General features: G+C 69.0%; 14 protein-coding genes. 9 read left to right on the plus strand and 5 right to left on the minus strand.

From position 1 onward, the window contains the following. Window positions 1-182: 182 nt before the first annotated feature. Window positions 183-662 carry a hypothetical protein gene (locus tag ACO6VK_RS10045; RefSeq protein ID WP_422506723.1) on the plus strand — a complete coding sequence of 160 codons (480 nt, stop codon included), beginning with the start codon at window positions 183-185 and terminating at the stop codon, window positions 660-662. Window positions 663-787: 125 nt separating this feature from the next. Beyond that, entirely contained in the window at window positions 788-8,041 is a 7,254-nt protein-coding gene (locus tag ACO6VK_RS10050) for a calcium-binding protein (protein WP_422506724.1), read from the plus strand. A gap of 48 nt (window positions 8,042-8,089) precedes the next feature. Here the strand turns inward: ACO6VK_RS10050 and ACO6VK_RS10055 are convergent, their stop codons facing one another. From ACO6VK_RS10055 to ACO6VK_RS10065, 3 genes are all read right to left on the minus strand, one after another. Beyond that, window positions 8,090-8,497 carry a VOC family protein gene (locus ACO6VK_RS10055; protein WP_422506725.1) on the minus strand — a complete coding sequence of 136 codons (408 nt, stop codon included), beginning with the start codon at window positions 8,495-8,497 and terminating at the stop codon, window positions 8,090-8,092. A gap of 68 nt (window positions 8,498-8,565) precedes the next feature. After that, window positions 8,566-9,912 (minus strand): heavy metal sensor histidine kinase, encoded by a 1,347-nt coding sequence (locus tag ACO6VK_RS10060; RefSeq protein ID WP_422506726.1) that lies wholly within the window; start codon window positions 9,910-9,912, stop codon window positions 8,566-8,568. Continuing rightward, window positions 9,909-10,601, minus strand: coding sequence for a heavy metal response regulator transcription factor (locus tag ACO6VK_RS10065; RefSeq protein WP_153164759.1), 693 nt, complete (start codon window positions 10,599-10,601; stop codon window positions 9,909-9,911). Before ACO6VK_RS10065 ends, ACO6VK_RS10060 begins: the two co-directional genes overlap by 4 nt. A gap of 194 nt (window positions 10,602-10,795) precedes the next feature. On the opposite strand from ACO6VK_RS10065, the gene ACO6VK_RS10070 reads away from it, so the two are divergent. From ACO6VK_RS10070 to fghA, 4 genes are read left to right on the plus strand one after another with little or no spacing between them, the layout of a single operon-like run. After that, complete coding sequence (locus ACO6VK_RS10070) at window positions 10,796-11,326, plus strand: DUF411 domain-containing protein (RefSeq protein WP_422506727.1); 531 nt, start codon at window positions 10,796-10,798, stop codon at window positions 11,324-11,326. A 50-nt stretch (window positions 11,327-11,376) separates the two neighbouring features. Beyond that, a complete protein-coding gene (locus ACO6VK_RS10075; RefSeq protein ID WP_411852120.1) occupies window positions 11,377-11,652 on the plus strand; it encodes a metal/formaldehyde-sensitive transcriptional repressor in 276 nt (91 codons plus the stop codon). Between the two features lie 55 nt (window positions 11,653-11,707). Beyond that, a complete protein-coding gene (locus tag ACO6VK_RS10080) occupies window positions 11,708-12,817 on the plus strand; it encodes an S-(hydroxymethyl)glutathione dehydrogenase/class III alcohol dehydrogenase (RefSeq protein ID WP_411852119.1) in 1,110 nt (369 codons plus the stop codon). Between the two features lie 48 nt (window positions 12,818-12,865). Then, window positions 12,866-13,696: an S-formylglutathione hydrolase gene (fghA, locus tag ACO6VK_RS10085; RefSeq protein ID WP_422506728.1), complete on the plus strand. Its 831-nt coding sequence runs from the start codon at window positions 12,866-12,868 to the stop codon at window positions 13,694-13,696. 15 nt (window positions 13,697-13,711) lie between these two features. Here fghA and ACO6VK_RS10090 read toward each other — a convergent pair whose 3' ends face one another. Next, window positions 13,712-14,572 carry a PA4780 family RIO1-like protein kinase gene (locus ACO6VK_RS10090; RefSeq protein ID WP_422506729.1) on the minus strand — a complete coding sequence of 287 codons (861 nt, stop codon included), beginning with the start codon at window positions 14,570-14,572 and terminating at the stop codon, window positions 13,712-13,714. Window positions 14,573-14,799: 227 nt separating this feature from the next. On the opposite strand from ACO6VK_RS10090, the gene ACO6VK_RS10095 reads away from it, so the two are divergent. Further along, window positions 14,800-16,251, plus strand: a complete 1,452-nt coding sequence (locus ACO6VK_RS10095; protein WP_422506730.1) for a GGDEF domain-containing protein — start codon at window positions 14,800-14,802, stop codon at window positions 16,249-16,251. Window positions 16,252-16,373: 122 nt separating this feature from the next. Here the strand turns inward: ACO6VK_RS10095 and ACO6VK_RS10100 are convergent, their stop codons facing one another. Next, window positions 16,374-16,820, minus strand: a complete 447-nt coding sequence (locus ACO6VK_RS10100; RefSeq protein ID WP_422506731.1) for a universal stress protein — start codon at window positions 16,818-16,820, stop codon at window positions 16,374-16,376. A 150-nt stretch (window positions 16,821-16,970) separates the two neighbouring features. Here ACO6VK_RS10100 and ACO6VK_RS10105 point away from each other — a divergent pair, with 150 nt between their 5' ends. Together ACO6VK_RS10105 and ACO6VK_RS10110 are read left to right on the plus strand one after the other, a co-directional pair. Then, window positions 16,971-17,879 (plus strand): LysR family transcriptional regulator, encoded by a 909-nt coding sequence (locus tag ACO6VK_RS10105; protein ID WP_422506732.1) that lies wholly within the window; start codon window positions 16,971-16,973, stop codon window positions 17,877-17,879. 181 nt (window positions 17,880-18,060) lie between these two features. Next, a complete protein-coding gene (locus tag ACO6VK_RS10110; protein ID WP_422506733.1) occupies window positions 18,061-19,599 on the plus strand; it encodes an MFS transporter in 1,539 nt (512 codons plus the stop codon). Window positions 19,600-19,602: the final 3 nt, after the last annotated feature.

The following is a 19,602-nucleotide window of genomic DNA, read 5'->3' on the forward strand; positions in this document are numbered from 1 at the left end:
GGGGGGGTGTCGTCTTCAAAGCGCACGTGGAGAGTGAGCCTGCCCACTGTACCGGACCGGCCCGGACCGCCTCCGGGCCACTGTCTGCAAGGCGCCGCGCGGCGCCTTGACACGCCCCGGGGCACTCGACATGATCCGCCACGGGGAGCCCGCGACCGGGCCAACAGCATGGCAGGGACGTTATGCGACAGGGGAGTGCAGCACCGCTGGCGGTGGATCGGCGCGGCATCCGCGCGCGACTTCGCACGCTCACCTTCCGGATCACCCTCACCACGGTTGCCCTTGCCGGGGCCGGCTGCGTTGATGGCCCGGGCATCGGCGTAGAGCTCAAGGCGCTTGGCGATTCTCCGCTGGCCGGTGAGCTGTCCCGCCAGTGGATGAACCGCGAACCCTCGATTGCCCGCAATCTTCAGACCTGGCTGCAGACGCGTCCGGACAGTGCTGCGTGCCTGGCCTCCGAGTCCTGCCTGCGCGATCTTGGCTTCCAGCGCTGTGCGGTCACCGGGCAGGATCTGTCGTGCCACTACCAGGCCACGATGCCCGGCACGCTGCTCAAGGGCGGCGGCGAACGCAGGCCGTTGCAGATCCAGTTGCGCGTGGATATGCACAGCCGCAAAGGCGCGATCACCGCGCTGGATGTTGCCCGCTCCGGCTTCCCGTAATCGTCGCAGGTGCTGGGCACCTGCCGTGTCATCTCTCGACGCCCCATCTGCACGCGCCGTTCGGTTGATCGGTGCGTGCCCCCTGCCGTGGCCTGCCACGGTCCGCCCCGGAAGAGAATGGAATCATGTCTGGATACATCATTGAAATCGTCACCATGCCGATCGTGCCGGTGCCCGGCGTTGGGGATGTCGCCGGCCACAACTTCCTGCGTCTGCGGGGGCCGGATGGCAGCATCCAGGGCGAAATGCATGGCCTGGCCACCAGCAGCGACGGGTCGATCAAGGCGATCGGCTATCTCAGCAGCGACCGGCTGAAAGCCTACGATCTGCAGAATCCAGCCGACTTCTACTCCCGGCCCGGGCAGCCCAGTCAGGTGCTGTTCGAGGGCTCGCTGGCGGATGTGGCCGCCAAGTGGGGCGTGGCGCAGAACGCGATGGAGCAGTTGAACAACATGGACCTGGGCTACCCGCCGGGTGGGTTCACCGGGCCCAACAGCAACTCGGTGGCCCATACGCTGATCAAGGCGATGGGTCTCACCCAGCCGACCGGCTTCGAGGACCTGATCACCCCCTTCGACAACTACGACCTGCTCGACCCGCCGGCGTCCCAGGACTATTTCGACGAGATGTCCGCGCAGATGCGCGACTGGATCAACCATCAGCTGGATCTGATGAAACGTCGGTTCCTCGATTCGCCGCTGGGCGAGGAGTTCCAGCGCGCCCGGAGCCTGTTCGAACGGCTGCGCGACCTGCTCAAAGACCCCACCTACCGCATCGTCAGATACGACCCGCTGGCGCTGGATCTGGATGGCGACGGCGTAGTGCGCACCGTTGCCGAAAACGGCGCAGCGGGTGCGTTGTTCGATCACAACGGCGACGGCATCCGTACCGCCACCGGTTGGGTGGATGGCTCCGACGGCATTCTGGTGTGGGACCGCAATGGCAACGGTCGCGTGGAAGACGGGACCGAGCTGTTCGGCGACAACACCACCGGCGCCGGCGCCGGGTTCACCGATGGCTTCCAGGCGCTGGGCAGCCTGGACAGCAACCATGACGGCGTGATCAACGCGCTCGACGCCAGATTCAACGAGATCAAGGTCTGGCAGGATGTCGACGGTGACGGCATCAGCGATGCCGGCGAGCTCAAGACGCTGACCGAGCTGGGCATTGAGAGTTTCTCGCTGGACTCGACCAATGCCGGCAATGGGGCGGTCGCCGGCGGTCGCCTGTTCGGCACCGGCAGCTTCGTGCGGCGCAACGCCGATGGCACGACCACGACTGGCCTGATGCAGGACTTCCTGTTCGACCATGACGGCGTCTACAGCGAGTACATCGACCCGGTCGCCGTCGATCCGGCGGTGGCCGACCTGCCCACGCTCGGTGCCGTCGGCCGGCTGCGCGAGATGCACCAGGCCGCCAGCCTGTCCCCCGCTCTGGCGCAGGCGCTGCAGGCGCTGGTCGCCACCAGCAGCCGCGCTGAACTGAAGGGCCGCGTGGCCGATGTGCTGCTGGAGTGGGCGCGGACCAATCCCACGTTCAGCGCCGCTGGCATCGAACTGTTTGCCGGCGGCGGCGTGGAGGACCCCAATTCGCCCAACGTGATCAACCTGCGCCCGGGCGAGGTGCTGGCGTGGGCCGATCCGACCTGGCTGTCCGAGCCGCAGTGGGAAATGGTGCGGGTGGTGGAAGCGCTGCTGGGCAACGAGGTGCCGATCACCGGCCTGTGGTGGGGCTCGGAAACCATCCAGCAGTATCAGGCGATCTACGACAACTACTTTGAGCTGGCCTACCAGAGCCTGGTCGCGCAGACGCGTCTGCGTCCGTACCTGGACGCCATCGCGATCGACTGGACCGGTCTCAATCAGTTCTCCTACGATTTCACCGCGATGCATGCGCTGCTGGACACGCGTTATGCCAGCGAGCCGGTGGATACGGTGATCGACCTGGCCGAGCTGCTGCGTGCGCAACTGGGCAACCTGGGCGGGCAGGGCCTGCTCGCAGGCACTGGCACGCTTCGCTCCTGGCTGGACACGCACGGCGGCAACGCGGCCGTGGTGGACGCGCTGGCGCGCCTGGACATCCGTCTTTCGTCCACCGACGGCGGCACGCTCAACGGCAGCGCGGACGGTGACATCCTGATCGGGCGCAACCAGCTCAGCGGGCGGGAAACGCTGCGTGGCGGGGCGGGCAACGATGTGCTGGTCGGCGATGGCGGCAGTGACAGCCTGCAGGGCGATGCCGGCGACGACCAGCTGTTCGGCGGCGCGGACGACGACCAGCTCAGCGGCGGCGACGGCAACGACACCCTGACCGGCGGCACCGGCAACGACGTGCTGTACGGCGATGCGGGCAATGATGTGCTGCTGGGCGGGGAGGGCAACGACCAGCTGCAGGGCGGCAGCGGCAACGACCGCCTTGACGGCGGCACCGGCAACGACTACCTGTCCGGTGGCGCCGGCAATGATGTCTACCTGTTCGGGCGCGGCAGCGGCTATGACCGCATCAACAACTGGGACGACACCGCCGGCCGCCGCGACATCGTCCAGTTCGGTGCCGGCATCACCGCTGCCGACATCCGCATGTGGCGCAGCGGCGACTACCTCTGCATCACCATCATCGGCACCAACGACCGCATCGACATCCAGGAGTTCTTCGAGGCCGACGGTGCCAGTGCGTACCGCATCGACGGGTTCCGCTTCGCCAACGGCACCGAGTGGTCCATCGCCGACGTGAAGACCCGGGTGCTGACGGCCACCGATGGCGACGACGACATCTACGGCTACGAGACCGACGATGTCATCACCGGTGGCACCAGCAACGACTGGCTCTCCGGGCGCGGCGGCAACGACACCCTCAGTGGTGGCGCCGGGGCCGATACGCTCAACGGCGACGAGGGCAACGACAGCCTGTCCGGCGATGCCGGTGCGGACAGCCTGCACGGCGGGCAGGGCAACGATCTGCTTGACGGTGGTGCCGACGATGACCGCCTGGATGGCGGCGATGGCGATGACCGTCTCGACGGCGGGCTGGGCAACGACGTGCTCGATGGCGGTCGCGGCAACGACACCTATGTGTTCAACGCCGGCGGTGGGCACGACGTCATCCGCAACTACGACACCGGCGCCGGGCGCCTGGACGTGCTGGAGTTCGGCGCCGGCATCGCGGTGTCGGCCGTCACCGCGTCCCGTCAGGGCAGCGACCTGGTGCTGACGGTGCTCGGTGGCGACGACGTGCGCGTGCAGAACTACTTCATGGACGATGGCGATGGCGCGTACCGCATCGACGCGATCCGCTTCGCCGACGGTACGCAGTGGAGCGTGGCCGACATCAAGGCCCGTGTGCAGGCTGCCACCGCTGGCGACGACCTGCTGCAGGGCTATGCGGGCAGCGACGAGATCGACGGCGGCCTGGGCAACGACACGATCCGGGGCGCCGCCGGCAACGACATCCTCGCCGGCGGTGGCGGCGACGACATGCTGCACGGTGAGGACGGCGATGATGCGCTCGACGGTGGCGACGGCAGCGACACGCTGTTTGGCGACGACGGCAATGACCTGCTGGTCGGCGGCGCCGGCATCGACGCGCTGCATGGCGGTTTCGGCGACGACGTGCTACGGGGCGGGCTCGACGGCGACTGGCTGGCCGGTGCGCAGGGCGACGACACGCTGTTCGGCGATGAAGGTGACGACCGCCTGCTCGGTGGTGACGGCAACGACCAGCTGCATGGCGGTGCCGGCAACGACGTGCTGGAAGGCAACGACGGTGACGACACGTTCCACTTCGCGCGTGGCGACGGCCGCGACACCCTCATCGATACGGTCGGCGCCACCGTGCTGCGGCTGGCTGGGCTGACCCGCGCCGAGATCATCATGCGCCGCGAAGGGAACGCGCTGGTCATCCGCTTTGGTACGGCAGCGGGCGACGAAGTCCGCTGGGAAGATGTGTTTGCGGCGGACACCGGGCTGGCCCTGCGCGGCCTGACCGTGCACGTCGGTGATGAACCGGCGTGGGTGCTCCCGGCGGCGGCGCTGGACCTGGAGGTGCTCAAGGGCACGGCGGCCGCCGATGTCATTCTCGGCAATGCGGCCGGCAACACCATCGACGCCCTGGCCGGGGACGATACGGTGCACGCGGGCGCGGGTGACGACACCGTCAGCGGCGGTGAGGGCGCCGACCAGCTGTGGGGCGAGCAGGGCGACGATCACCTGTTTGGCGGTGCGGGCAACGACGCGCTGTACGGTGGCGAGGGCCACGACACGCTCTCCGGTGGCGAGGGGCAGGACCTGCTCGACGGCGGGGCCGGCGCCGACCACCTCAGCGGCGGGGGCGGCGATGACGTGTACCGCGTGGACGATGTGCTCGATGTGGTCAGCGAGGCCGCCAACGGCGGTACCGACCGGATCGAGTCGTCGGTGGACTTCGCCCTGCCCGATCACGTGGAAGTGCTGGAACTGGTGGGGTCGGCCGACGTGGCCGCCACCGGCAACCAGGCGGCCAACACCCTGCTCGGCAACGAGGGCGCCAACCGCCTGGAGGGTCTGGGCGGCGACGATATCCTCGAGGGGCGCGCGGGCAACGACACCCTGGCCGGCGGCGACGGCAACGACGACCTCGACGGTGGCAGTGGTGAGGATCTGCTGATCGGCGGGACCGGCAACGACACCTACCGCGTGGACAGCGCGCAGGACGTCATCGTCGAGCTGGCAGGCGAGGGTCTGGACGTGGTCTACGCGACCAGCGACTACACCCTGTCGGCCAACATCGAGCGCCTGGTCCAGGTGGAAGGCAGCAGCGCGTGGTCGGCCACCGGCAACCAGAGCGACAACGAACTGATCGGCAACAGCAGCAGCAACCGGCTGGACGGTGCCGGCGGCGCCGACCGCATGGTGGGTGGGCTGGGCGACGACACCTATGTCGTCGACCATGCCGGTGACGTGGTGGTCGAGCTGGCCGGCGAAGGCCGCGACACCGTGGAGGCCTCGATCGACTACCAGCTCGGCGACACGCTGGAAGACCTGACCCTGCTCGGTGAGGGCAATCTCAACGGCACCGGCAACGCCGGCGACAACGTGCTGATCGGCAACGTCGGCAACAACCGTCTCGACGGTGGCCTGGGGGGCGATCTGATGTCCGGTGGGCTGGGTGACGACTACTACATCAACGACAGCAGCGACGACTGGATCCGCGAGTACGCCGGCGAAGGCATCGATACGGTCGAGCGGCGCTACGAAACCAACCTGGTCCTGTCCGACGAGGTGGAGAACCTGATCCTGGCCGCCGGCATCCAGACCGGCAACGGCAATGGCCTGGACAACACGATCACCGGCAACGCCGGGGCCAATACGCTGGGGGGCTGGGACGGCGATGATCGGCTGTATGGCCTGGACGGTGACGATGCGCTGTTCGGCGGTGCCGGCAGCGATGTGCTGCATGGCGGCGCCGGCAACGACTATCACGACGGCGGCGAGGGTATCGACCGCATGGAAGGCGGCGCCGGCGATGACATCTACATCACCGACGACAGCAGTGATGTGGTGGTGGAGGCGGCCGGTGCCGGCAAGGACCAGGTGCAGTCGAGCGCCTCGTACACACTGTCTGACAACATCGAGAACCTGTTCCTGACCGGCAGCGCCGCCATCGACGGCAGCGGCAACGGCCTGGACAACTACCTGGCCGGCAATGCGCAGGCCAACGTCATCCACGGCATGGGCGGCAGCGACACGATTGTCGGCGGCGGGGGCGATGACCTGCTGATCGGCGGCACCGGCGACGACAAGTACGTGTTCGACATCAGCAGTGGCAGCGACCGCGTGGACAACACCGGCGGCGGCTTCGACGGCGTGTTCTTCACCGGCGGCATCACCCGCGAGCGGATCGGTTTCCGCCGCGATGGCAACGACCTGCTGATCACCCTGGACAACGCCACCACGCCGGCCGTGCGCGTGACCAACCACTTCCTGGGCGGCGATGCGGCCATCGACTACGTGCAGCCCGATGGCGGTTCGTACCTGACCACCGCGCAGATCAACCAGATCGTCGCCGGTGGCAGCACCGGCGGGCAGTTCGACCAGGTCATCCAGGGCACTGCGGCCGGCGAACAGCTGGTCGGCAGCGCCGGCAAGGACCTCATCGAAGGGCTCGGCGGCGCCGATACCCTGTTCGGCATGGGCGGCAACGACACCCTGCGTGGCGGCGACGGCAACGACTACCTGTCCGGCGGCAGCGGCAATGGCACCGGCTCCGGCGACGACCGCCTGGAAGGCGGCCTCGGCAACGACACCCTGCGTGGCGAGGACGGCAGCAACGTGCTGATCGGCGGCGGTGGCGACGACCAGTACGTCTACGGCGGCGGCATCGATGTGATCGACAACACCGGCGGCGGGACCGACTGGCTGATCTTCCAGAACGACATCGGCCTGTCCAAGCTCGCCTTCACCCGCGACGGGGACAACCTGGTCATCACCATCAACGGCAGCGCCAGCCAGCGCGTCACCGTGACCGGGCACTTCCTCGGCGGCGACATGGCCCTGGACTACCTGCAGCCGGCCAGTGGCTCGGCCCTCAACACCGCGGCCATCAACGCCCTGGTGACCACGCCGGGTGGCGGCAATGACGCCGACTATCCCTCGCAGATCAGCGGCACGGCCGCGGGCGAGCAGCTGGTGGGCACCAGCGGGCGCGATCGCATCCAGGGGCTGGGCGGCAACGACACGCTGTTCGGCATGGGCGGCGACGACAAGCTGGAAGGCGGTGACGGCAACGACTACCTGTCCGGCGGCAACGGCAGCTTCAGCGGGTCGGGCAAGGACATCCTGATCGGCGGCGCCGGCGACGACCAGCTGGTGGGCGAGGACGGCGATGACCTGCTGATCGGCGGCACCGGCAACGACACCTACTTCTACCGCGCCGGTACGGGCGTGGACACGGTGGACAACACCGGCGGCGGCACCGACTGGCTGTACTTCGATGGCATTGCCCGCACCCGCCTGAGCTACCACCGCGATGGCGACGACCTGGTGGTGCGGGTGGATGGCAGTGCGGGCCAGCAGATGCGGGTGCTCAAGCACTTCCTCGGCGGCGAGTTCGCCATCGCCTATGTGCAGCCGGGCGATGGCGGCAACGCGATTCCGGCAGCAGGCTTTGCCAGCCTGCTTACCCCGATGGGGGCGGCACGTGCCACGAGCGCCTCGATCGAGCGCGAGCCGAGCGACGTGCCGGTCTCGGCGGAAGTGCAACGCATGGTGGAAGCACTGGCCTCCTTCGGCGCACCGGCGGCGAGCGACTGGACGCGCGACCAGGGGCGCGTCTGGGAAACCCCGTTCGGGCATCCGCTGTCGGACGCGCGCTCGGGCATGGCCAGCGAACGCATGCTGGGGTGACTGGCGGATGCGTTCCAGGGGCCGCAGGCGGCCCCTGGGCGCGTGCGGTCAGCCGGTGGCGATCACGTCGTAACCGTCGCCCAGAAACTGCAGCAGGCAGAAACCGTGCCCGAACGGATCGGCCAGCAGCGCGATCCGCCCCCACGCGTGCGTGGCCGGTGCCTGCTCGACGCGCGCGCCCGCCTGTATCGCGCGTGCGAGAGCAGCGTCGAGGTCATCCACAACCCAGTCCAGGTGCAGCGGCGTCCAGTGCCGGCGGTAGTCGCGGCGGTCGCGCACCTGCGGGGTGGAGGCGCTGCCGGCGGGCTTGGCCAGCAGGTAGATCGGCGCGGGGCCGCCCAGCAGCTCCACGCCATCGGCACCGAAGCGGCGCCCCGGGTGCAGGTTGAATGCGCGGGTGTAGAAGGCGATGCCGTGGTCGAGGTTGTCCACGTCGATGTTGACCAGGAAGCGCATGCGGTGTCCTTGGCGGCGAGTGCGGGCGCTGCGCCCGGCCTGGACGGAAACGGTCCGGATCGATTGTGTCACGCGCCAAATCGCAGCGTGAAACAGGTCGCCGCCGGCCCGGAGGCAACCGACAGGGTGCCGCCGTGGGCGAGCATGATCGCGCGCGTGATCGCCAGACCCAGGCCCGCGCCATCGGCGTCGCCGCGGGTGCGCGAGCGCTCGGCGCGGAAGAAGCGCTCGAACAGATGGGGCAGGGCATCGGCCGGAATGGGCGGACCGGGGTTGCACACGGTCACCTCGGTGGCTCCCGCCGGGTTTGACACCGTCACTTCGATGGTGGCGCCGCGCGGGGTATGGCGCAGGGCATTGGAGAGCAGGTTGCCCAGCGCGCGGCGAAGCATCAGCCGGTCGCCGCGTACCTGGCCCGCACCGTGCAGCGCCAGGGTGATGCCACGTTCTTCGGCGAGGGCGTCATAGAAGTCGAACAGCTCGGCCACTTCCCGGTCCAGCACCACCGTGCCGGCCTCGGGCAGCCCGCCTTCGTGCTCGGTGCGCGCCAGGAACAGCATGTCGCCGATCATCCGGCTCAGCCGCTGCAGCTCCTCGGCGTTGGACAGCAGCACATCCTGATACGCCTCGACACTGCGCGGCCGGGCCAGCGCCACCTCGGTCTGGGTCAGCAGGTTGGTGATCGGGGTGCGCAGTTCGTGGGCGATGTCCGATGACAGCTCGCTCAGCCGCTGGAAGTCGGCCTGCAGGCGCGCCAGCATCGCATCCAGGTGCGCGGCCAGTTCGGCGATCTCCGGTGGCGCCGGCTGCAGGGGCATGCGCTGGTCCAGGCGCTCGGCGGTAACCTCGCGGGCGCGCGCCGCCATCGCGCGCAACGGCGCCAGGCCGCGCCGTGCCGCGAGCCAGCCGAGCAGGCCGATCAGCAGCGCCGAGGCGGCCACGTACAGTGCCAGGCGGCCGGTGAAGTCGTGCAGGAAACGGGTATGCGGCGCGCTGTCGAGCAGCACGGTGATCTGCAGCGGGCCGTGCGCGGGATCGGCGGCGGTGCGCACGTGGCGGAGCCGATGGTCGCGTCCCTGCGCATCGCGGTGCCACGCGCGCGCATCGGTAGTTGGGGCCGGCAGCAGCGGGCCGGCCGAGCGGTACAGCAGGCTGCCATCGCCGCGCCGCACCTCGGCGCTGAAGCCGGCCTGGTGGTCCAGTGCCTCGGCCAGACGCACGCCGGCCTGGTCGGGCGGCGCGTCGGCCACGATGGAGGCGATCAGCCGGACCTTGTTGTCCAGGTAGCGGTCGTCCTGCTGCACGAAATGCTGCTGCACGGTCGACAGGATCAGCGCGCCCAGGCCGGTCAGCACGACCGTGGAGACCGCGGCGAACAGCACGGTCAGCCGCGCGGTAAGCGACAGCGGCTTCATGCCGGTGGGTCGGCGTCGCCGGCGTCCAGGACATAGCCCATGCCGCGTACGGTGACGATCAGCTTGCGCTCGAAGCCGTCGTCCATCTTGGCGCGCAGGCGGCGGATGGCCACGTCGATGACGTTGGTGTCGCTGTCGAAATTCATGTCCCACACCTGCGAGGCAATCAGCGAGCGCGGCAGCACTTCATTGCGCCGGCGCACCAGCAGCTCCAGCAGCGTGAACTCTTTGTGGGTCAGCACCAGCCGCTGCCCCGCGCGGGTGGCGCGGCGGCGCGGCAGATCCAGCACCAGGTCGGCCACCTGCAGGCGATCCTGCTGCGGGTGCAGGTGGCCGCGGCGCAACAGCGTGCGCAGCCGTGCCAGCAGTTCAACGAAGGCGAACGGCTTGACCAGGTAGTCGTCCGCGCCCAGCTCCAGGCCCTTGACCCGGTCGCCGACGCTGTCGCGCGCGGTCAGGAACAGCACCGGCGTGGTGCGCCCGGCAGCACGCAGCGCCTGCACGATGTGCCAGCCGCTCACGTCCGGCAGCATCACATCCAGCACGATCAGATCGTACGCACCGGTCATTGCCAGATGATGGCCATCCAGGCCGTTGCGCGCATGGTCCACCACGAAGCCGGCTTCGCTCAGTCCCTGGCGCAGGTATTCACCGGTCTTGGGTTCGTCCTCGACCACCAGCAGTTTCATTCGTTGGCCCGCCTGCATCCTTCATGGGCACGACCGCGTCGTGTACACCTGCGCCGGGTACTGTATGACAGCGACCGCACGGCAGGATGACCCGCGCATTACGAGGATGTAATGCGCGCGTCATCGCTGCGACGGGCGCCGCTTCCTAGATTGCGGATTCGCCGTGGTTCACGGATACCGCAAGGATTGTTCGCATGCAGCACCTCCGCCTTCTTCGTCTTGCCGCCTTCGCCGGCGCCAGCCTGGCCCTCGCCGCGTGCGCACAGCCGCCCGCACCGGTCACCGTCGTCGCCGCCGCCGATGCGCTGGCCGACGCCGCGCCGGCATCGCCGGCCGGGCACATGGTGGTGCACAAGAGCGCCAACTGCGGGTGCTGCGGCATCTGGGTCGACCACGTGCGCGGCGCCGGCTTCAGCGTGGAGGTGCGCGATACCGACGACCTCATGACGGTCAAGCAGCGCCTGGGGGTGCCGCTGGACAAGGCCGCCTGCCACACCGCCGAAGTGGGGCCGTACATCGTCGAGGGGCATATCCCCGCCACCGATATCCAGCGCCTGCTGCGTGAACGCCCGCTCGCGCGTGGCCTGCTGCTGCCGGGCATGCCGGCCGGATCGCCGGGGATGGAGATGCCGGGCATGGCGGTGCCTGCCTACACCGTGGAGCTGCTGGGCAGGGACGGGCGGACGGCCCCGTTCAGCCGCCACGGGGCCGCGGGGGAAACCTGAGGAGGACGGTCGTGTATACTCACCCCCAGTATAGTTCCGAGGTTGCAGCCATGCCGCATTCGCCGCAGGAGAAGAAGCGCGTCCTGGCGCGCGTGCGCCGCATCCGCGGCCAGTGCGATGCGCTGGAGCGCGCGCTGGAGGGCGGGGCGGACTGCAGCCCGGTGCTGCAGCAGATCGCCTCGATCCGCGGCGCCGTCAACGGGCTGATGTCCGAAGTGATGGAAGCGCACCTGCGCGAAGAGTTCGGCCAGCCCGCGCAGTCCGACGCGCAGCGCGAGGCGCGCGTGCGCGAGATGAGCATGCTGATCCGTTCCTACCTGAAGTAAGCCCGCGGGCGACCGCGCGCTGCCCCGATCCGTTTCCCGTCCTGGAGAGTTCCCGATGAAATCCCGTGCTGCCGTTGCCTTCGCCGCTGGCGAACCGTTGAAGATCGTCGAGATCGATGTCGCTCCGCCGCAGAAGGGCGAAGTGCTGGTGCGGATCACCCACACCGGCGTCTGCCACACCGATGCGTTCACGCTGTCCGGCGACGATCCGGAAGGCCTGTTCCCGGCCGTGCTCGGCCATGAGGGTGCGGGCATCGTGGTCGAGGTGGGCGAGGGCGTCACCAGCGTCAAGCCGGGCGACCACGTGATTCCGCTGTACACCGCCGAATGCGGCCAGTGCCTGTTCTGTACCTCGGGCAAGACCAACCTGTGCGTGGCCGTGCGTGCCACCCAGGGCAAGGGCGTGATGCCCGATGGCACCACCCGCTTCTCGTACAACGGCGAGCCGATCTACCACTACATGGGCTGCTCGACCTTCAGCGAGTACACCGTGGTGGCCGAAGTGTCGCTGGCCAAGATCAACCCGGATGCCAACCCGGAACACGTGTGCCTGCTCGGCTGCGGCGTCACCACGGGCATCGGCGCGGTGCACAACACCGCCAAGGTGCAGGAAGGCGACAGCGTGGCCGTGTTCGGCCTCGGTGGCATCGGCCTGGCGGTGATCCAGGGCGCGCGCCAGGCCAAGGCCGGCCGTATCTTCGCGATCGACACCAACCCGTCCAAGTTCGCGTTGGCACAGCAGTTCGGTGCCACCGACTGCGTCAACCCGAAGGATCACGACAAGCCGATCCAGCAGGTCATCGTCGAGATGACCACCTGGGGTGTGGACCACACCTTCGAGTGCATCGGCAACGTCAACGTGATGCGCGCCGCGCTGGAATGCGCGCACCGTGGCTGGGGCCAGTCGGTGATCATCGGTGTGGCCGGGTCCGGCCAGGAAATCTCCACCCGTCCGTTCCAGCTGGTCACCGGCCGGTCCTGGAAGGGCACCGCCTTCGGCGGCGTCAAGGGCCGCAGCCAGCTGCCGGGCATGGTCGAAGACGCCATGAAGGGCGACATCGAACTGGCGCCGTTCGTCACCCACACGATGGGCCTGGAGCAGATCAACGAGGCGTTCGACCTGATGCACGAAGGCAAGTCGATCCGCTCGGTGGTCCACTACTGATCACGTCGGGCGGCGTGACAACCGCGCGCCGCCCGCAGGGGAAACATCATGGAACGCATCGAACATCGCGCCGCCTCCGGCGGCTGGCAGGACGTGTACCGGCACCGCTCGCAGGTGCTGGGCTGCGAGATGACATTCGCGGTCTACCTGCCGCCGCAGGCCGCCTCGCGCCGGCTGCCGGTGCTGTACTGGCTGAGCGGGTTGACCTGCACCGAACAGAACTTCATCACCAAGGCCGGCGCGCAGCGGTATGCCGCCGAGCACGGGGTGATCCTGGTGGCGCCGGACACCAGCCCGCGCGGCGATGATGTCGCCGACGCGGACGGCTACGACCTGGGCAAGGGCGCGGGGTTCTACCTCAACGCCACCGAGGAGCCGTGGGCCGCGCACTACCGGATGTACGACTACATCGTGGACGAGCTGCCGGCGCTGGTCGAAGCGCACCTGCCGGCAACGGCCGCACGCGGGATCAGCGGGCACTCGATGGGCGGCCACGGCGCGCTGGTGATCGCGCTGCGCAATCCCGGGCGCTATCGCAGCGTGTCGGCGTTCTCGCCGATCGTCGCCCCGACGCGGGTGCCGTGGGGGCAGAAGGCCTTCGCCGCCTACCTGGGCGAAGACCGTGCGGGCTGGGCAGTCTGGGATGCCAGCGAACTGGTGGCCACCGCCAGCGAGCGCCTGCCGCTGCTGGTCGACCAGGGCGGCGGTGACGAGTTCCTCGACACCCAGCTGCAGCCGCAGTGGCTGCAGGCGGCCTGCACCGCTGCCGGCCACCCGCTGCAGCTGCGCCTGCAGCCCGGGTACGACCACAGCTACTACTTCATCGCCAGCTTCATCGGCGAGCACATCGCCCATCACGCCCAGGCGCTGCACGCCTGAGGGTGAGAGGAGAGGTTACAGGTCGTCTTCTTCCGCCGCCTCGCGGCCCTGCTGGCGGATCAGGGCTTCCTCGCGCGCATCGTTGATGGCGTGGCGGACGCTGTCCAGATCAATGGTGGACTCGTCGTGGACGAAGGTGCCGGTCAGTTCGCTGTCCGGCAGCAGGTCGCCGGCCTCGAACAGCGCCCACATCTCCTCGCCGTACCAGGTGTCGAGCAGCTCCGGGGCGAAGCGGCCCAGGTACGCGGTGAGGTTGTTGACGTCACGCAGCAGCATGCTGCGCGCGGCATTGTTGCCGCCGGCGTTGACCACCTGCGGGAAGTCGATCACCACCGGGCCATCCGGACCCACCAGCACGTTGTACGGCGACAGATCGCCGTGGATGAGGCCGCAGCACAGCATCCGCACCACCTGGCGCACCAGCACGCGATGGAACTCGCGCGCCTGGTCGGGCTCCAGTTCCACCTCGCCCAGGCGGGCGGCGGAGAAACCGTCGGCATCGGTGACCAGTTCCATCACCAGCACGCCGTGGAAGTAGCCGTGCGGCTCGGGCACGCGCACGCCGGCATCGCGCAGCTGGTACAGCGCGTCCACCTCGGTGTTCTTCCAGGCGGTTTCCTGCTGCTTGCGGCCGTACTTGCTGGCCTTGCCGACCGCACGCGCCTCGCGGCTGCCGCGCACCTTGCGGCCTTCCTGGTACTGCACGCGCTGCTGGAAGCTGCGCTGCGCCATGTCCTTGTAAACCTTCGCGCAGCGCACATCGTCGCCACTGCGGACCACATAGACGGCTGCTTCCTTGCCGCTCTTGAGCGGACGCAGCACTTCATCGATCACGCCGTCGTCGATCAGCGCCTGCAAGCCTTGGGGGGTTCTCAACGGTATCTCGTGGAAGTGGCGGGCACGGGCGGGCCGGCCTTGAAGGGGAGCGAATCTTCTCACTTCCCGGGCGGCTGGGCCATCGGCGGGGGCGTTGGGGGGGCGGTAGACCCCGGGGCGGCCCGCCTCGCGGCCGCCCAGGACTGTGAGGAACATCACGTTGCACACCGGCAACAGAGCCGGAAACCGGTATCGTGGCAGCACGCTGGCGAATGAACGGGGGACGCATGGTTTGGCTGCTGTCCGTGCTGTATCTGCTGTGCCACGGGCTGGCGCTGGTGCTCCTGCCCGCGCACGCGCAGACCCTCTCGTTTTCATTCCTGATCGGCGCCCCGGTGCTGGCCGCCGCTGCCTGCCTGCGGCGCAGTGTCGGCAGCGAGGCGGTGGTGGGCTGGGTGGCGCTGGCGGTCGGCATGCTGCTGTGGGCCGGCGGCATGGCGATGAACATGTACCAGGAGGTCGGCCTGGGCAATGCCGATGCAACGCCCGGCATCAGCATGCTGTTGTACGTGCTGTACGGCGTGCCGTTGACCTTCGCGATGGCCCACCCGCGGCACGCGCCGTGGTTCCTCAGCGTCATCGACGGTGCGATGGCGTTGTTGCTCGGCTATCTGTTCTTCGTCTACACCTTCTCCTTCGTCACGATGACCGATGCCTCCGACGCCGGTGTGGACAGCCTGCGGCTGATGTTCGACATCGAGAACCTGTTCATCGCCGGCTTCGCGCTGCTGCGCTACCTCGCCAGCGACGACGCGTCACGTCGCGGGTTCTTCCGGGCGCTGGCCCTGTTTGCCTGGGTGTACATGGCGGTGGCCGCCTACATCAATCACTTCGGCAGTGACGCCAGCTACGGTGGGCACGCGGACCTGCTGATCGACGTGCCGTTCCTGCTGCTGGCCGCAGCAGCGTGGCGCCGTATGCCGCTGGCGCCACGGCAGGTGTCGCGCCGGCTCGCACTGGGGGTGCGCGTCGGCAGCCCGTTGATCCTGGCGATCTCGCTGCTGGTGATGTCGTCCCTGCTGGTGCGTGCGCATCCGATGCTGGCGGTGGCCGGTTTTGCCATTGCCACGCTGGGCTCGGGTCTGCGCAGCGTGCTGATGCAGGTGCGCTCGCTTGAGCAGCAGGATCGGCTGGATGTGCTGGCACGGGTCGACGGGCTGACCGGCGTGGCCAACCGCCGCCAGTTCGACCAGGTACTGCAGGCCGAGTGGGGCCGTGCGCGGCGCAGCGGGCAGGGCATGGCGCTGCTGATGGTGGACATCGACCACTTCAAAGTGTTCAACGACCGCTACGGGCATCCGCTCGGTGATGCCTGCCTGCGCGCGGTGGCGGCGGCGCTGGCCGGCTCCGCCACGCGCGCGACCGATGCGGTGGCGCGGTACGGCGGCGAGGAGTTCGCGGTGGTGCTGCCGGCGGCGACCCGCGAGGGCGTATTGGCCCTGGCCGAGAACATGCGCATCGCGGTCGAGCAGCTGCGGCTGAGCTCGCCGGTGTCGGTCGGCCAGATCGGGGTGACCATCAGCATCGGCGTGGCGTGGGTGGACAAGGTCACCACGGCCGCCCCGAGCGCGCTGGTGGCCGCCACCGATGCGGCGCTGTACGAGGCCAAGCGGCAGGGCCGCAACCGGGTGGTGGAAGGGCAGGTGGCCGCAGTGCGGGCAGAGGACATGGACCGGTAATGCCGGCAGAGGACATGGACCTGTAGTGCCGGCAGAGGGCATGGACCTGTAGTGCCGGCCGCTGGCCGGCAGCCAAGACCGGTAGTGCCGGCCGCGGGCCGGCAGCCAAGATGGCGGAGCAGTCACGCGCCGGCGTCGCGTACTTCCACCAGCACCGGACACGGCGCATGGTCGATCGTCCATTGGCCCACCGAACGCTCGAACAGGCGCTCCATCCGCGACAGGTGGCGATGGCCGACCACGATCAGGTCGCAGCCATGCTGGCGGGCGTAGTCGCACAGCACGTCGCCAGGATCGCCGGCCGGATGGCTGGCGACGCCATCGATGCCGCGTTCGCGCAGCTCCACCAGCGCGGTCTCGAGCAGTGTGGTGGCCTGGCGGCGTTCGGCATCGGCGGCGCGGTACTCGGTCTGGTCGCTGCGCGGGGCGTCGTCGGCCAGCGCATAGGCCGGGTCCACGGCGCACAACAGGTGCAGTCGGGTACGGGGCGTGGCCAGTGACGCGGCCAGCGCCAGCACCTGCGCGTGTTGGCTGCCGCCGTCCAGCGCGACAAGAATATGCTTGAACATCGGGGAATCTCCGACTGGGGGGCAGGATCGTCGCCCAAAGCCCGGTCCTGACCCATGCCGCCTGCTGCAGTTTAGGCGTGCGTTGCACGCACGGGTCGAGACCGTGGCATGTCGTAAAGTGACTGCCACCCGTCCGATGCTGCCCTTCCCATGCCCGACCTGAACCTGTTGCTTGCGCTGGATGTCCTGATCGAAGAGGGCAGTGTGGTCGGCGCGGCGCGCCGCATGAACCTGAGTGCGCCGGCGATGAGCCGGACCTTGGGGCGCATCCGCGAGGCGGTCGGCGACCCGGTGCTGGTCCGTGCCGGACGCGGGTTGGCCCCGACCCCGCGTGCGCTGCAGCTGCGCGAGCAGGTGCGCGGGGTGATCGAGCAGGCGCATCTGGTGTTCAATGCCGGCCGCGAAGTGGACATGATGACCCTGGAACGCACCTTCAGCATCCGGGCCAACGACGTATTCGTGGGCACCTATGGCGGACGCATGCGCGAGCTGTTCAAGGGCGAGGCACCGCGCGCGGTGCTGCGCTTCGTGCCCGAAGGCGATGGCGATGACGATGCGATGGAGCAGGGCCGCATCGATCTGAACATCAGCGCGGCCGGCAAGTTCGGCAACGACACCAAAGTACAGAAGCTGTTCAGCACCTCGTTCTTCGGCGCGGCGCGTGAGAACCATCCGCTGTTCGAGGGCGACATCACCGCCGAGCGTTTCGCTGCCTACGACCACATCGCGGTCTCGCGGCGCGGGCGCTCGCAGGGACCGATCGACGAGGAGCTGGCGGCAATGGGACTGCACCGCCGCGTCGCGCAGATCATGCCGACCTTCCACTCGGCGATCTTCGCGGCCGCCGATTCGGATCTGATCATGGCGCAGATGCCCAGCGTCATGCTGGGCCGGCTGGAGCGCCTGGGCGTGCCGCTGCGCCTGTTCGAGCTGCCGATCCCGGTACGTACGGCCGTGATCGTGCAGGCATGGCATCCGCGGCTGGACAGCGATCTGGCGCATCGCTGGCTGCGCCGCAGCATCAAGGCGATGTGCGACGCGGAGTCCGGACTGGCGTGAGGTGCGCCCGGCCGCGCTGGCGGCCGCATGACGCACGAGGCGTGCGCCGGACGCACGCCAGGCGTGGCCGGCACGCCATTTTTCGCAGTGCCGGCGCTGCCTAGACTGCCGCTCCCAGTCGTGGAGTGCGTGTGATGTTCCTGCTGTTATCCGTTTGCCGCACCGTTGCCGGTGGCGTGCGATGAGCGCGGTGGCCGTACCGATGGCCGCACCTGCGGCGCCCGCTGCCGCGCCGCAGGCCGCGTTCGGCCCGCGCCTGGCGGTCGGCCTGTGCGGTGTGCTGCTGGCCGTGCTGATCTCCGGCATCAACGAGAACGTCACCAAGGTGGCGCTGGCCGACATCCGCGGTGCGATGGGCATCGGCGTCGATGACGGCAGCTGGATCGTGGCGCTGTACACCGCCATGTCGGTCAGCGCGATGGCGTTTGCGCCGTGGTGCGCGGTGACCTTCTCGCTGCGCCGGTTCGCGATGACGATGATCGCCGCGTTCATGCTGCTCGGCGTGCTCTGCCCGCTGGCCCCGGACCTGTCGTCGCTGCTGATCCTGCGCGCGCTCCAGGGCCTGGCCGGCGGCGCGCTGCCGCCGTTGCTGATGAGCGTGGCGCTGCGCTTCCTGCCGCCGGGCATCAAGCTGTACGGCCTGGCCGGTTACGCGCTCACCGCCACCTTCGGTCCCAGCCTCGGCACGCCGATGGCCGCGCTGTGGGTGGAGTATGTGGGCTGGCAGTGGGCGTTCTGGCAGATCGTGCCGTGGTGCATGGCGGCCATCGCGATGGTCGGCTGGGGCCTGCCGCAGGATCCGCTGCGGCTGGAGCGCTTCGCCCAGTTCAATGGACTGGGCCTGGCGCTCGGCTTTCCGGCGCTGGTGATGCTGGTGATCGGCCTGGTGCAGGGGCCGCGCCTGGACTGGTTCGCCTCACCGCTGATCTGCGTGCTGCTGGGCGGGGGCAGCGGTCTGCTGGCGTTGTTCGCGTTCAACGAGTGGTCGCACCCGCTGCCGTTCTTCAAGCTGCAGTTGCTGACCAACCGCAACCTGCTGTATTCGCTGATCACCCTCGGCGGGGTGCTGTTCGTGCTGCTGGCGGTGGTGATGATCCCGTCCACGTTCCTGGCCAAGGTGCAGGGCTACCGCCCGCTGCAGACCGCGCCGCTGCTGCTGTGGGTGGCCCTTCCGCAGCTGCTGGCGCTGCCGCTGGTGGCGGCGCTGCTCAACCAGCGGCGGGTGGATGCGCGCTGGGTGCAGGCCATCGGCCTGGGCATGCTGGGACTGACCTGCTGGCTGGGCGCGCAGCTGACCACCGACTGGAACCGCGACTCCTTCATCCCGCTGCAGCTGCTGCAGATATTCGCCCAGCCGATGGCGGTGCTGCCGCTGCTGATGCTGGCCACCGGCAGCCTGGCGCCGGCCGACGGTCCATTCGCGTCGGCCTGGTTCAACACCGTCAAAGGGTTCGCGGCGGTGCTCGCCGGCGGCCTGCTCGAGGCGGCCACCACTGTACGCGGCCACTTCCATTCCAACGCGCTGGTGGAGCGGCTCGGCAACGCGCCGTGGCTGGACGACGGCGCCCTGCTGCCGTCCTTGCCCGCACGCCTGCATGCGCAGGTGGTGGCACTCACCTCTGCTGATCTGTACCTGCTGGTGGCCGTGGTCGCGATCGCATTGATCGCGCTGATCCCGTGGCTGCCAACCCGCATCCATCCGCCACGTGCCGTGGCCTGAGCT

The sequence above is a fragment of the Stenotrophomonas sp. GZD-301 genome (assembly GCF_049310345.1).
Taxonomy (GTDB): domain Bacteria; phylum Pseudomonadota; class Gammaproteobacteria; order Xanthomonadales; family Xanthomonadaceae; genus Stenotrophomonas.